Source organism: Streptomyces sp. W16, assembly GCF_033194735.1.
GTDB lineage: Bacteria > Actinomycetota > Actinomycetes > Streptomycetales > Streptomycetaceae > Streptomyces.
Map to the genome: position 1 here is coordinate 1 of NZ_JAWOAI010000260.1, position 13797 is coordinate 13797.

A 13797-nucleotide genomic window follows, 5' to 3' on the forward strand; every position below is an offset into this window, starting at 1 on the left:
CCCGGCTTGTCGGCGCCCCCGAGCCGCCGGGCGGCACCACCGGCGAGCACGACGGCGTCGTACGCGTCGCCGGGCGCGGCGTCGGGAGGCTCGTACGCGGTCACCCCCCGAGTATGCGTGCCGCCCTGATCACAGGGAACTTGTGCGGGCCGCCGTGATCACAGGTTGCGCAGCAGTACTGCCGGCTGTTCCACACAGTCCGCCACATACCGCAGGAAACCGCCCGCCGTACCGCCGTCGCAGACCCGGTGGTCGAAGGTGAGCGAGAGCTGCACGACCTGGCGCACCGCCAACTCGCCCTCGTGCACCCACGGCTTGGGCATGATCCGGCCGACGCCGAGCATGGCCGCCTCGGGGTGGTTGATGATCGGCGTGGAACCGTCGACTCCGAACACCCCGTAGTTGTTCAGCGTGAAGGTCCCGCCGGTGAGGTCCCCGGGGGTCAGCGTCCCGGCCCGGGCCGCCTCGGTGAGCCGGGCGAACTCCGCGCTCAGCGCCTCCGCGTCCCTCGCCCCCGCGTCCCGCGCGACGGGTACGACGAGCCCGCGCTCGGTCTGCGCGGCGAACCCGAGGTGCACCCGGTCGAACCGGACGACCTCCCGTGCCTCCATGTCCACGCTGGAGTTGAGCTCGGGGAACCGGGCCAGCGCGGCCGTGCAGATCCGGGCGAGGAGGGCCAGTACGGAGATCCTGGGCCCGGCGGCGGCGTTCATGGCCGCGCGGGTGCGCATCAGCTCGGTCGCGTCGGCGTCCACCCAGCAGGTCGCGTCCGGGATCTCGCGGCGACTGCGGGAGAGCTTGTCGGCCACGGCACCTCGGATGCCGCGGAGGGGGGTGCGGGTGACTCCGTCGGTAGTGGTGGTGGTCGTGGGGGTGGGAAGCGTCGCCGGGGGGAGAAGGGTCGCTTCCTGGGCGGTCGCTTCCTGGGCCGCTGCCGCGCGGAGGGCCTTCTCCACGTCCGCCCGCAGGATCAGCCCGTCGCGTCCGGAACCCGTCAACTCCCGCAGTTCCAGGCCGTTCTCGCGTGCGAGTCGTCGTACGAGGGGTGAGATCACCGGTACGGGACCGTCGCCGCGGCCACCGGTCCCGGGGGCGGGGGCGTCCGCCACCGACGTCACGACGTCCGCTGCCATCCGCCGCACTCTCCGCCGCCGCGCCGGGGGTGCTCCCGTGCCGTAACCCACCAGCACGTTCCCCGAGCCCTCGGTCTCCGCGTCGGTGTCGGCGGCCGGTGCACCCACCGCGACCGTCAACAGCGGGGCGCCCACGGGCAGTTCGGTGCCCTCCTCGCCGTAGCGGGCCGTGACCACACCGCCGTAGGGGCACGGGACCTCGACCATCGCCTTGGCCGTCTCGACCTCGACGACCGGCTGGTCGATGGCGACGACGTCGCCGACCTGGACCAGCCAGCGCACGATCTCCGCCTCGGTCAGTCCCTCGCCGAGGTCGGGGAGCTTGAACTCCAGTACCTGTGCCATCAGTTGTCGGCCTCCCATTGCAGCCGTCCCACGGCGTCCAGGATCCGGTCGACGCCGGGCAGGTGGTGCCGCTCCAGCATCGGCGGCGGATACGGGATGTCGAACCCGGCGACGCGCAGCACCGGTGCCTCCAGGTGGTGGAAGCAGCGCTCCGTGACGCGGGCCGCGATCTCGCCGCCCGGGCCGCCGTAGCCACCGGACTCGTGTACGACGAGGGCGCGGCCGGTCCGCCGTACCGACGCGCAGACCGTCTCGTCGTCGAAGGGCACCAGGGAGCGCAGGTCGACGACTTCGAGGTCCCAGCCCTCGGCCCGGGCCGCCTCGGCGGCTTCGAGGCAGACGGGCAGGGACGGGCCGTAGGTGATGAGCGTCGCGCTGCGGCCCGGGCGGCGCACCACGGCGCGGCCTATCGGTTCAACGGGTGAGGGCTCGTCGGGGTTCCAGGTGTCCTTCGACCAGTACAGGCGCTTGGGTTCGAGGAAGACGACCGGGTCGTCGGAGGCGATCGCGGCGCGCAGCAGGCCGTAGGCGTCGGGGACGGTCGCGGGGGTGACGACGTGGAGGCCCGGGGTCGCCATGTAGTAGGCCTCGGAGGAGTCGCTGTGGTGCTCGACGCCGCCGATGCCGCCGCCGTAGGGGATGCGGATGGTGATGGGGAGGGGCATGGCGCCGCGGGTGCGGTTGCGCATGCGGGAGACGTGGCTGATCAGTTGCTCGAACGCCGGGTAGGCGAAGGCGTCGAACTGCATCTCCACGACCGGGCGCAGGCCGTACATCGCCATGCCGACGGCCGCGCCGAGGATGCCGGCCTCGGCGAGGGGGGTGTCCGTGCAGCGGTCCTCGCCGAACTCCTTCGCCAGGCCGTCGGTGACCCTGAAGACGCCGCCGAGGGTGCCGACGTCCTCGCCCATGACGTGCACGGTGGGGTCGGCGGCCATGGCGTCGCGGAGCGCGCGCGTGAGGGCCTGCGCCATGGTGGCGGGCTTGAGGGCGACGGTGGTCATGAGTGCGTCCCCTCCCGCTCCGCCGCGAGCTCCGCCGCCAACTGTTCGCGCTGCTCGCGCAGTTGGGGGGTGGGCTCGGCATACACATCGGCGAACAGGTCCATGGGGTCGAGCACCGGGTCCTGGTTCATGTGCGCGCGCAGCTCGGCCGCCATGGTCTCGGCGGCGTCGCGGGCGGCCTGGATGCCGGCCTCGTCGATGAGTCCGCGCTCGGTCAGTTCGTGCTCCAGGAGAGCGATCGGGTCGTGCGCGCGCCAGGCCTCGACCTCGGTCTCGCCGCGGTAGCGGGTCGCGTCGTCGGCGTTGGTGTGGGCCTCGATGCGGTAGGTGATGGCCTCGACGAGCGTGGGACCGCCGCCCTCGCGCGCGTGCCGTACGGCTTCGCTGAGGACCTCGTGCACGGCGACCGCGTCGTTGCCGTCGACCAGGCGGCCGGGCATGCCGTATCCGACGGCCTTGTGGGCCAGGGAGGGGGCCGCGGTCTGCTTGGCGAGGGGGACCGAGATCGCGAAGCCGTTGTTCTGGACCAGGAAGACGACCGGGGCCTGCCAGACGGCGGCGAAGTTCAGCGCCTCGTGGAAGTCGCCCTCGCTGGTGCCGCCGTCGCCGACCATGGCGAGCGCGACCACGTCGTCGCCCTTGAGGCGGGCCGCGTGGGCAAGGCCGACGGCGTGCGGCAGCTGGGTGGCGAGCGGGGTGGACAGGGGGGCGATGCGGTGCTCGCGCGGGTCGTAGCCGGTGTGCCAGTCACCGCGCAGCAGGGTGAGGGCCTGCACGGGGTCGAGGCCGCGGGCGACGGCGGCGAGCGTGTCGCGGTAGCTGGGGAAGAGCCAGTCCTGCTCCTGGAGGACCAGCGCGGCGGCGACCTCGCAGGCCTCCTGGCCGGTGGTGGAGGGGTACACGGCGAGCCGGCCCTGCTTGGTGAGGGCGGTGGCCTGCGCGTTGTACCGGCGGCCGGACACCAGCTGGGCGTACAGGCGGCGCAGCAGCTCGGGGGCGGCCTGCGCGGCGGCCTCGGTGCCGAGCACGCGGTACGGCACGGCGTCGGGCAGCAGCGGCGCGGGGTCCGTGCGCGGCTGCCATGCGGGCGGCGGTGTGGGCCGGTACGCGCCCCGCTGCTCCATGACCGTCATGACGGCACCTCCTCGTGGGAGTGGCTCGGAGAGACGTCTCGGACGTGCGGCGCCTCCCTACCGATTGTTCGGTCGTCGGCACATTTTGGCTACACGCGGCTTCAGGCTGTGGACAAACGGTTCTCCACAACCTGGAATGAACGCAGTACGTCCATGGTAGGGAGGCGGGGGGACATGGCACCTGAACAAATGGCCGACGGCCCGGAGGCGGGGAGCGCGCTGCCGCCCCCGCGTCCGCTCGACGCCATCGATCAGGACATCCTCCAGATGCTCCAGGCGGACGGCCGCGCGTCGATAAGGTCCGTCGCCGAACGGGTGCACGTCTCGCGCGCCAACGCCTACGCGCGTATCAACCGCCTCATCGAGGACGGTGTCATCCGCGGCTTCGGCGCCCGGGTCGACCACGAACGCGCCGGTCAGGGCACGTCCGCGTACATCACCCTGAAGATCGTGCAGAACTCCTGGCGCACGGTCCGCGAGCAACTGAGGCTGCTGCCGGGCGCCTCGCACATCGCGCTGGTGGGCGGTGACTTCGACGTCCTGCTGCTGGTGCACACGCCGGACAACAGGGCGCTGCGCGAGCTGGTGCTCACCCGGCTCCAGGCGATCCCCGAGGTGCTGAGTTCGCGCACGCTGCTGGTGTTCGAGGAGGAGGACCTGGAGCCGCAGGGCTGACCCGGCCCGAGGGCCGGTGCGGGCCCGGGGGCCGGCTTCGGCTCAGTGCGGGGCGCGCAGCCCGGAGAACACCAACTGGGCCACCGCGTCGGCCACTTCGCGCTCACCCATGCCCCGCCCGTCGGGCCGGTACCACTCCACGATGGAGTTGATCATCCCGAAGACGAGCCGGGTCGCGAGCCGTACCTCCACATCGCCGCGCAGATCGCCGTCGGCCGCCGCGGCCTTCAGCAAGTCGGCCACCTGGTGGTCGAAGTCCCGGCGCCGCTCCAGCGCCCACCGCTCGGTGTCCGTGTTGCCGCGCACCCGCAACAGCAGCGTCACGTACGGCAGCTCGGAGGTCAGCACCTCGACCATGCGCCGTACGACGTACTCCAGCCGCTCGACGGCACGCCCCACGCGCGCGTGCTCCTCGTCGAGGATCCCGAAGAGGCCGTCCAGGGCGCGGCTGACGGCGCGGCGCAGCAGCTCCTCCTTGCCGGTGACGTGGTGGTAGATCGACGACTTGGAGATACCGGCCGCCTTGGCGAGGTGCTCCATGGAGGTGCCGTCGTAGCCGCGCTCGATGAAGACCTGGACGGCGACGGAGAGCAGGCTCTCGGGGGTGTACGTGTCGCGCTTGGCGGTGGTCATGGGGTGCCCTCCCGCTTCTCGGTGGCGTACGCGTGGCGGTAGAGCGCCAGGGACGGCGCGTACCGTCCCGACGGATCACGCAGGTGCAGGTCGTCCAGGAGGTCGTAGGCCCAGCTGCGGCCGAGTCTGCGGCTCCATTCGAACGGGCCCAGGGGGTAGTTGACACCAAGTCGCATCGCGGTGTCGATGTCCTCCTCGGTGGCGACGCCCTTGGCGACGGCGTCGTGTGCCAGGTCGACGATCCGGGCCACCGTGCGGGCGACGATCATCCCGGGGGCGTCGCCGATGACGCTGACGTCCTTGCCGAGCGCCTGGAAGAGGCCGATGGCCTCGGAGAGGGTCCCCGACGCGGTGTCCTGGGAGGCGGACAGGGCGATGCGGCCGGCCCTGCGGTAGTCGAGGGCGAGGTCGAAGTAGACGACGTCACGGAACTCGACGGAGGTCTGTCCGTCGGCGAGCGCCAGCTGTCCGCCGCCGGGCAGCACCATGCGGGTGCCGTGGTCCTCTTCCTCCTCGCGTACGACGATGCCCGCCTCGCGGATCAGCGCGACCAGGTCGGCGGCGGGGCCCATGTCGCCCTCGACGACGACGTAGGCGGGCGCCTGGGCCGGTTCCGCGGTGTGCGGTTCGGGCTGCTCGGCGTCGTCCCCGTGGTCGTACCAGCCCTGTCCGGTCTTGCGGCCGAGGCGGCCGGACTCGACCAGTCGGCGCTGGGCGAGCGAGGGCGTGAAGCGGACGTCCTGGAAGAAGGACTGCCACACGGAGTGCGTGACGGACTCGTTGACGTCCTGGCCGATGAGGTCGGTCAGTTCGAAGGCGCCCATCTTGAAGCCGCCGGACTCGCGCAGGATCGCGTCGATGGTGGCCGGGTCGGCGGCCTGTGCCTCGTAGGCCGCGAAGGCCTCGGCGTAGAAGGGCCGGGCGATGCGGTTGACGATGAAGCCGGGGGTGTCGGCGCAGGCCACGGGCGTCTTGCCCCAGGCGCGGGACATCTCGTACGCGCGCGTGGCCGACGTGACGTCGGTGGCGAACCCGGAGACGACCTCGACGAGCGGCAGCAGCGGCGCCGGGTTGAAGAAGTGCAGGCCCACGAAGCGGCCGGGGTTGCGCAGGGCGCCGCCGATGGCCGTCACCGACAGGGACGAGGTGTTGGTGGCGAGCAGACAGTCCTCGCCGACGACGTCCTCCAGGTCGCGCATCAGCTGCTGTTTGACGTCCAGCCGCTCCAGCACGGCCTCGATGACCAGGGTGCAGTCCGAGAGATCGGCCAGGACCTCGGCGGGCAGCAGACGGGCGCGCGCGGCGTCCCGGTCGGCGGCGGTGAGCCGGTCCTTCTCGACGAGGCGGTCGAGCCGGGCGCCGATCGCGGCGGTCGCGTCCCGGGCCCGCCCCGGGACGGTGTCGTACAGCCGTACGACGTGACCCGCGGTCAGCGCGACCTGGGCGATGCCCTGGCCCATGGTGCCGGTGCCGACGACGGCCACGGGGCTGCTGAGGTCCAGTGCTGTCATGTCCGCGATCCTCCCGCACAGGGTTTTCCACAGATGCGGCGGACCCCCTTGTCCCGACCGATCGTTCGGTTACTCTAACTCTGACCGCCTGTTTCCGCCCCTGATCCTTCCCCTGTTCCTGCCCAGGTCATGAGCTCGCAGACGAGTTCTTGAGAAGAGGAGTTGGTCCCGCATGGCCGCCGAACCGACCGCGCACGAGCTGATCGCCCGGCACCGGCCGACACTCGACCAGGCGCTCGAAGCGATCCGCACGCGCGCGTACTGGTCCCCGCACCCCGAACACCCGAAGGCCTACGGCGAGCACGGCAGCCTGGACGCGGCGGCGGGCAAGGCCGCCTTCGACGCCCTCCTGGGCACCCGCCTCGACCTCGGCCAGCCCGGCACGGACGACTGGGTGGGCGGCGAAGTCTCGCCGTACGGCATCGAGTTGGGCGTGACGTACCCGCACGCGGACCTCGACGTCCTGCTGCCGGCCATGCGCGCCGGGCAGCGGGCCTGGCGGGACGCGGGCGCGGAGACGCGTGCCGTGGTCAGTATCGAGATCCTCAAGCGGATCAGCGACCGGACGCACGAGTTCGCGCACGCGGTCATGCACACCAGCGGCCAGGCCTTCATGATGGCGTTCCAGGCGGGCGGCCCGCACGCCCAGGACCGCGGTCTGGAGGCGGTGGCGTACGCGTACGCGGAGCAGGTCCGCACCCCCGCCGTCGCGGAGTGGACCAAGCCCCAGGGCAAGCGCGACCCGCTCGTGATGAACAAGGAGTTCACGCCGGTCCCGCGCGGTACCGCCCTGGTCATCGGCTGCAACACCTTCCCGACGTGGAACGGCTATCCGGGCCTCTTCGCCTCCCTGGCCACCGGCAACGCGGTCCTGGTGAAGCCCCACCCGCGCGCGGTACTGCCACTCGCGCTCACCGTCCAGGTCGCCCGCCAGGTGCTCACCGAGGCCGGCTTCGACCCGAACCTGGTGGCACTGGCCGCCGAGCGCCCCGGCGAGGGCATCGCCAAGACGCTCGCCACCCGCCCCGAGATCCGGATCATCGACTACACGGGCTCGACCGGCTTCGGCGACTGGCTGGAGGCCAACGCCCGCCAGGCGCAGGTCTACACGGAGAAGGCCGGCGTCAACACGGTCGTCGTCGAGTCGACCGACGACTACAAGGGCATGCTGTCCAACCTCGCCTTCTCCCTGTCCCTGTACAGCGGCCAGATGTGCACCACCCCGCAGAACCTGCTGATCCCCCGGGACGGCATCGGCACCGACCAGGGCCCCAAGTCCTTCGACGAGGTGGTCGCCGACCTCGCACGCTCCGTGGACGGCCTCCTGGGCGACGACGCCCGCGCGAACGGCCTGCTGGGCGCGCTGGTCAACCCGGACGTGAAGGCCCGCCTGGAGGCAGCCGCCGGGCTCGGTGAAGTCGCCCTCGCCTCACGGGAGATCGCCAACCCGGAGTTCCCGGACGCGGTCGTCCGAACCCCGGTGATCGTGAAGCTGGACGGTGCCAAGCCCGACGACGAGGCCGCCTACATGAGCGAGTGCTTCGGGCCGGTCTCCTTCGCCGTCGCGGTCGACTCGGCGTCCGACGCGGTGGAGTTGCTGCGGCGGACGGTGCGGGAGAAGGGGGCGATGACTGTCGGGGCGTACACCACCGACGAGGGGGTCGAGAAGGCCGTCGAGGAGGTCTGCCTTGAGGAGGCGGCGCAGTTGTCGCTGAACCTGACGGGTGGGGTGTTCGTCAATCAGACTGCCGCGTTCTCCGACTTCCACGGGTCTGGCGGCAACCCGGCGGCGAACGCGGCGCTGACCGACGGCGCATTCGTGGCCAACCGGTTCCGGGTCGTCGAAGTACGTCGGGACGCCTAAGAGCTCGGGAGGTGCGGTTTCTGCGCGGCTGACGGTCCGTTGTGGCTGGTCGCGCCCACGCGGCGGAGCCGTATATCGACACAGCCCCGCGCCCCTAGAGGGCGCTCCAGTGGTACAGCGTCATCGCCACGCTGGTCGCCAGGTTGTAGCTGGAGACCTGGGGGCGCATCGGCAGGGCCACCAAATGGTCGGTACGCGCGCGTAGTTCGGCCGACAGGCCGCTGCGCTCGGAGCCGAAGGCGAGGACGGCGTCGTCCGGGAGCTTCAGTGCCCGGATGTCGTCGCCCTCCGGGTCCAGGGCGAACACCGGTCCAGGGGGCATTTCGTCCACCGTCAGCCGCTCCACGGCGGTCGCGAAGTGCAGCCCCGCCCCCGCGCGCACGACCGTGGGATGCCAGGGGTCGAGCGTCCCGGTGGTGACCACACCGGTCGCCCCGAAACCGGCGGCGAGGCGGATCACGGCGCCCGCGTTGCCCAGGTTGCGCGGGTTGTCGAGGACGATCACCGGCGCGCTGCGGGGCGTGAGTCCGAGCCGCTGAAGGTTGGCCTCGCGCGCGGGACGTACGGCCAGGGCCGCCACCGCCGTGGGATGCGGGCGCGGCACGTAGGAGCGGTACGTGTCCTCCGGGACCTCCGTCAGCAGCGCGTCCAGGGTGTCCAGTACGTCGGGGGCCAGTTCGGCGGCGAGTGCGAGGGCCGCCGACCGGTCCGTGGTGACCGCCACCGGGACCTCGGCCCCGAAGCGCAGCGCGTGCTTGAGGGCGTGGAAGCCGTCGAGCAGCACGGCGGTCTCGGCGAGCCGGTGCCAGTGGTCGGCCGCTGCGGGGTCGGTCATGCGGTGAAGCCTACGTGGCTGTGTTCGGGGTTCTCCGGGGCTCGTGGCTCCCCCGGATCCCCGTCCGGCACCGTACGGCCGCCCCGCGTGAACCACCGTCCACGCGCGCGTGCCGCCCATCCGCCGAGCCGGCGCAGGAGCGACGTCGGCAGGAAGACCGCGTCCGTCGCGATCATCGCCAAGGAGAAGAACGGCAGCCCCAGGAGCACGGCGATCACCGCGTGCTCGGTCATCATCAGGGCCAGCAGGACGTTCTTGACCCGCCGGTTGAAGAGCGTGAACGGGAAGGCGACCTGCACGATCACGGTCCCGTAGGTCACGATCATGACCATCGTGCCGCTGCCGGCCAGCACGTCGGCGAGGCCGGGCCAGGGGGAGAAGTAGTCGAGGTGGAGCGGGTAGTAGACGGCGGTGCCGTCCTGCCAGCGGGAGCCCTGGATCTTGTACCAGCCGGCCGTGGCGTAGATCAGACAGGCCTCGGACGCGATGACGAACAGGGCGCCGTTGTGGATCACGTTCGCGACGACGTCGAGCAGCACCCGGGGCTCGTACGACCTCGCGTACCGCCCGACCGCCCACCACAGGGCCTGCGCCAGCCAGACGCCCCACAGGAGCGCGGGCACGAACCAGTCGCTGTCGAACCGGCCGGCCGAGGTCACCGCGACGAGCACCGCACCGAGCACCACCCACAGGACGGGCCCGGCCCGGTCGGGAATCCGCTCCCCACGCGCGCGTGCCTCACGCGTGCGGGCGGCCCGGCGCGCGTCGAGGGACCAGACCTGGCCGCAGCGGGTGAACACCAGGTAGAGGGACATCAGGTGCAGGACGTTGTCGCCGCCGTCGCCCATGAAGACACTGCGGTTCTGCAGCGAGAGCACACCGACCATGAAGAGCACGGACGTCGTGCGGGTGCGCCAGCCCAGCAGCAGCAGGACGCTCGCCAGTACGGCCAGCGCGTACACCGTCTCGAACCAGAACTGCCCGTCGGACCACATCAGGGCCGTGAACGCGCCGTTTTCCGCGATCAGTTGGCGGGCGAGGTCCCAGCTCCACGGTCCGTCGGGGCCGTAGAGCTCCTGGCGGTGGGGCAGTTCGCGGAGCAGGAACAGCAGCCACGTCGCGGCGAAGCCGATGCGGATCACGGCGCTCTGGTAGGGGCCGAGGGCCGACTCGGTGACTCGGGAGATGCCACGGGAGACCGAGGGGGCGAAATCGCTCACCGGACACCTCCCGCGCCCTCGTCCGCCGGAACCGGCCACCAGGGCAGCGTGCGGTACTGGGGCGTGGTCGACACCTGCTCGTCACTCCACTCGGGCGGGGGCACGTTGGTGGTACGGGAGCGGACCTGGACGCGCTGGACGACGCCGCCCGCTCCGGCCGCGTCGTCCCGGCCCAGGCGCATCACGACGATGCGCCGCAGATACGTCTCCGCGAGCGTGCCGCGCACACCCACCGGACGGTTGTCGCCGTCGTGCGTGGCGGTCAGGAAGTCCCAGGCCCGGCGCAGCTCGTTCTGCTCGGTGTGGCTCGGCAGCAGATTGCCGTCGATGGCCGCGCCGTCCTCGGCCGACAGGTCGTACCAGCCGGTCGTACGGGTCTCACCGGCCGCCGTGCGGATGTCGGCGCGCACCTGGACCTCGATGTTCTGCTGCAACGGGTTCGGCGCGAACAGCTTCCAGTTCTGCTCGAACTCGGGGTAGATCCACTCGTCGATCGCCTTGCCGTGCTGCTTCGTGACCGTGTTCGACGGCGCGACGTGCAGGAACACCATCCCGAGATGGACGAGGGCGGCGACCGCGACGACCGCGACCGCCAGCGCGGCGACGACCTGATAGCGCAGGGACAGGGCTGCGACTCCGATACGGGCGTCCGCGAGATCGCGGGGCGGCGGCTCGGGCGGAGGCGGCTGCTGCGCGGGCACGTGCGGCCCCTCGGGGGCGGCAGGCGTGCGCGGGCCCTCGGAGGAGGAGACCGGCGTCTGCTCCTCCTCGGGGGCGTTCGAGCCTCCGTCGTTCGCGTCCATTCCGCCCCGTTTCCGATTCCTGTCCGTCGCACGGAACGGTACTCAGACGCACGCTCCGGGCACAGTCCTGATACCCACAGGCCACGCACGTGGTCATGTTGTCCACAGCGGCTGCCCGCAGGTTATCCACAGCCGTTGACGGCCCACCTCGGCGCATTCGACCATGGAACGGACAAACCGAACGATCGGCAGGCATGGGGCGACCGGCCGAACCGTTCCCTTCTTGTAGAACGTGTTCTATCTTGACGCTCCGTCAGATCAGGTCTTGCGGAAGGACGGGAACCGTGGACTTCACCTTCAGCGAGGAGCAGCAGGCGGCGGCCGAGGCCGCGGCGGGGGTGTTCGCCGATGTCGTGCCGGACTCCGTGCCCAGTCCGGCGGACATCACGGGTGCCGTCGCCGAGGACTTCGACCGGGCGCTGTGGGCCAGGCTCGCCGAGGCCGACCTGCTGAGCCTGCTGCTCGACGAGGAGTACGGCGGAGCGGGCCTGGACGCCATCGCCCTCTGTCTGCTCCTGCGGGAGTCCGCGAAGGTGCTGGCCAGGGTGCCGCTCCTGGAGAGCAGCGCCGCCGCGGCGGCCGTACAGGCCTTCGGCAGCAAGGAGTTGAGGTCCGGCCTGCTCGCCCGGGCGGCCCGCGGCGAGCTCGTACTGACCGTCGCCGCGCACGGACGGACCGGCCACGACCCGGCCGAGCTCGCCGTGACGGCACGGCGGGACGGCGACCGGTGGCTGCTGGACGGGGTGCAGACGGCGGTGCCGTGGGCGTACAACGCGGACCTGGTCGTCGTACCGGCGCACACGGACGCGGACCGGACCGTCCTCGCGCTGGTCGCCCCGGACCGCGACGGCGTCGTGCTCGCCGAGCAGATATCCACCACCGGCGAGCGGCTCGCCGAACTGCGCCTGGAGTCCGTGCCGATCGCGGTGGTCGACGTCATCGACGCCGACGGCGCCTGGGAGTGGCTGCGCGACCTGCTGACCGCCGGCACCTGCGCGCTGGCCCTCGGGCTCGGCACCGCCGTCCTGCGCATGACCGCCGAATACACGGGCAAGCGCGAGCAGTTCGGGTTCCCCGTCGCGACCTTCCAGGCCGTCGCCGTACAGACCGCCGACCGCTACATCGACCTGCGCGCGATGGAGGCGACGCTGTGGCAGGCCGCGTGGCGGATCGCCTCGGGCGCACCGGGCGCGCTGCCCGCCGCCGCCGACCTGGCCGTGGCCAAGATCTGGGCGGCGGAGGGCGTACGACGGGTCGTGCAGACCGCGCAGCATCTGCACGGGGGGTTCGGCGCCGACACGGAATACCCCCTGCACCGGTACCACGCCTGGGCCAAGCACCTGGAGCTGTCGCTCGGCCCGGCGGCGGCACACGAGGAAGCGCTGGGGGACCTGCTGGCGGCCCATCCGCTGGCCTAGCTCCCGCCAACCACAAGTACGGCTACGGCTACAGCACGAAGCCTGGCTGTCCCTCGTCCGTGACGACGGGGCGGCCCGCGGCGGCCCAGATCTGCATGCCGCCGTCGACGTTCACGGCGTCGATACCCTGCTGTGTCAGATACGTCGTGACCTGGGCGGAGCGCCCGCCGGAGCGGCAGATCACATGGACCCTGCCGTCCTGCGGCGCCGCCTCGGTCAACTCGCCGTACCGGGCCACGAAATCGCTGAGGGGGATGTGCAGCGCCCCCGTGGCGTGACCCGCCTGCCACTCGTCGTCCTCGCGGACGTCCAGCAGGAAGTCGCCGTCCTTGAGGTCGCCGACCTCGACCGTGGGCACACCAGCTCCGAAACTCATGACTCGACGCTACCCGACGGTCCTGCCGACGTGTCGGGCTCCCCGAGCAGGGCCTCCAACTCGGCCTCCCGCTCGGCGACTTGGGCGAGCAACTGCTCCGCGATCTCGTCCAGGAGACGGTCGGGGTCGTCCGGGGCGATCCGGAGCATGGAGCCGATGGCACCCTCCTCCAGTTCGCGGGCGACGAGAGTGAGCAGTTCCTTGCGCTGGGCGAGCCATTCGAGGCGGGCGTAGAGCTCCTCGCTGGGGCTCGGGCCGCGCTCCGCCGGTGCCGGTCCCGCGGCCCACTCCTCGGCCAGCTCGCGCAGCAGCGGGGCGTCGCCTCGGCTGTAGGCGGCGTTGACCCGGGTGATGAACTCCTCGCGCCGCTTGCGCTCGTCGTCGTCCTGAGCCAGGTCGGGGTGGGCCTTGCGGGCCAGCTCGCGGTAGAGCTTGCGGGCCTCCTCGCTGGGGCGCACCCGCTGCGGGGGCCGTACCGGCTGGTCCGTGAGCATCGCCGCGGCCTCCGGGAACAGGCCGTCGCCGTCCATCCAGCCGTGGAACAGCTCCTCGACCGCCGGCATCGGCATCACCCGGGCCCGGGCCTCGTCCGCCCTGCGGATGTCCTCGGGGTCGCCGGTGCGTGCGGCCGTGGCCTCGGCGATCCGCGCGTCCAGCTCGTCGAGGCGGGTGTACATCGGGCCGAGTTTCTGGTGGTGCAGCCGCGAGAAGTTCTCGACCTCGATGCGGAAGGTGTCCACCGCGATCTCGTACTCGATCAACGCCTGCTCGGCGGCCCGCACGGCCCGCTCCAGCCGCTCCTCGGGCCGGGGCGCCGTACCGTCCGCCGAGCCGGTGCCGGCCGCGC

13 protein-coding genes and 1 pseudogene are annotated in these 13797 nt (G+C 71.9%); 3 read left to right on the forward strand and 11 right to left on the reverse strand.

The genetic code is table 11. The annotated features are described in order from the left end of the window. From R6V09_RS54695 to pdhA, 4 genes and pseudogenes are all read right to left on the reverse strand, one after another. Positions 1 to 104, reverse strand: a pseudogene (locus R6V09_RS54695) (molybdenum cofactor guanylyltransferase); the annotation flags it as partial. A gap of 54 nt (positions 105 to 158) precedes the next feature. Further along, positions 159 to 1478 (reverse strand): dihydrolipoamide acetyltransferase family protein, encoded by a 1320-nt coding sequence (locus R6V09_RS29800; protein ID WP_317884552.1) that lies wholly within the window; start codon positions 1476 to 1478, stop codon positions 159 to 161. Beyond that, on the reverse strand, positions 1478 to 2482 hold the full coding sequence (locus R6V09_RS29805) for an alpha-ketoacid dehydrogenase subunit beta (RefSeq protein ID WP_317884553.1): 1005 nt from the start codon (positions 2480 to 2482) through the stop codon (positions 1478 to 1480). Before R6V09_RS29805 ends, R6V09_RS29800 begins: the two co-directional genes overlap by 1 nt. Then, complete coding sequence (gene pdhA / locus R6V09_RS29810; protein WP_317884554.1) at positions 2479 to 3615, reverse strand: pyruvate dehydrogenase (acetyl-transferring) E1 component subunit alpha; 1137 nt, start codon at positions 3613 to 3615, stop codon at positions 2479 to 2481. Before pdhA ends, R6V09_RS29805 begins: the two co-directional genes overlap by 4 nt. Positions 3616 to 3789: 174 nt before the next feature. On the opposite strand from pdhA, the gene R6V09_RS29815 reads away from it, so the two are divergent. Further along, complete coding sequence (locus R6V09_RS29815; RefSeq protein ID WP_442810177.1) at positions 3790 to 4290, forward strand: Lrp/AsnC family transcriptional regulator; 501 nt, start codon at positions 3790 to 3792, stop codon at positions 4288 to 4290. 42 nt (positions 4291 to 4332) lie between these two features. On the opposite strand, the gene R6V09_RS29820 is transcribed toward R6V09_RS29815, so the two are convergent. Both R6V09_RS29820 and R6V09_RS29825 read right to left on the reverse strand, forming a co-directional pair. Continuing rightward, complete coding sequence (locus tag R6V09_RS29820; protein WP_317884555.1) at positions 4333 to 4923, reverse strand: TetR/AcrR family transcriptional regulator; 591 nt, start codon at positions 4921 to 4923, stop codon at positions 4333 to 4335. Next, positions 4920 to 6434 carry a 3-hydroxyacyl-CoA dehydrogenase gene (locus R6V09_RS29825; RefSeq protein WP_317884556.1) on the reverse strand — a complete coding sequence of 505 codons (1515 nt, stop codon included), beginning with the start codon at positions 6432 to 6434 and terminating at the stop codon, positions 4920 to 4922. The genes R6V09_RS29820 and R6V09_RS29825 overlap by 4 nt, the downstream gene beginning before the upstream one ends. Before the next feature lie 172 nt (positions 6435 to 6606). Here R6V09_RS29825 and paaN point away from each other — a divergent pair, with 172 nt between their 5' ends. Then, positions 6607 to 8298, forward strand: coding sequence for a phenylacetic acid degradation protein PaaN (gene paaN, locus R6V09_RS29830; RefSeq protein ID WP_317884557.1), 1692 nt, complete (start codon positions 6607 to 6609; stop codon positions 8296 to 8298). 94 nt (positions 8299 to 8392) lie between these two features. Here the strand turns inward: paaN and R6V09_RS29835 are convergent, their stop codons facing one another. The 3 genes from R6V09_RS29835 to R6V09_RS29845 are packed head-to-tail and all read right to left on the reverse strand — an operon-like array spanning position 8393 to position 11156. Further along, entirely contained in the window at positions 8393 to 9133 is a 741-nt protein-coding gene (locus tag R6V09_RS29835) for a TrmH family RNA methyltransferase (RefSeq protein ID WP_317884558.1), read from the reverse strand. Continuing rightward, a complete protein-coding gene (locus tag R6V09_RS29840) occupies positions 9130 to 10353 on the reverse strand; it encodes an HTTM domain-containing protein (protein WP_317884559.1) in 1224 nt (407 codons plus the stop codon). The genes R6V09_RS29835 and R6V09_RS29840 overlap by 4 nt, the downstream gene beginning before the upstream one ends. Beyond that, complete coding sequence (locus R6V09_RS29845) at positions 10350 to 11156, reverse strand: DUF5819 family protein (RefSeq protein ID WP_317884560.1); 807 nt, start codon at positions 11154 to 11156, stop codon at positions 10350 to 10352. The genes R6V09_RS29840 and R6V09_RS29845 overlap by 4 nt, the downstream gene beginning before the upstream one ends. Before the next feature lie 284 nt (positions 11157 to 11440). Here R6V09_RS29845 and R6V09_RS29850 point away from each other — a divergent pair, with 284 nt between their 5' ends. Beyond that, the gene (locus R6V09_RS29850) at positions 11441 to 12574 is read left to right on the forward strand and encodes an acyl-CoA dehydrogenase family protein (protein ID WP_317884561.1); all 1134 of its coding nucleotides are present in this window, start codon (positions 11441 to 11443) and stop codon (positions 12572 to 12574) included. A gap of 28 nt (positions 12575 to 12602) precedes the next feature. Here R6V09_RS29850 and R6V09_RS29855 read toward each other — a convergent pair whose 3' ends face one another. Both R6V09_RS29855 and R6V09_RS29860 read right to left on the reverse strand, forming a co-directional pair. After that, on the reverse strand, positions 12603 to 12932 hold the full coding sequence (locus R6V09_RS29855; RefSeq protein ID WP_317884564.1) for a rhodanese-like domain-containing protein: 330 nt from the start codon (positions 12930 to 12932) through the stop codon (positions 12603 to 12605). A gap of 14 nt (positions 12933 to 12946) precedes the next feature. Continuing rightward, entirely contained in the window at positions 12947 to 13744 is a 798-nt protein-coding gene (locus R6V09_RS29860; protein ID WP_442810178.1) for a J domain-containing protein, read from the reverse strand. Positions 13745 to 13797: the final 53 nt, after the last annotated feature.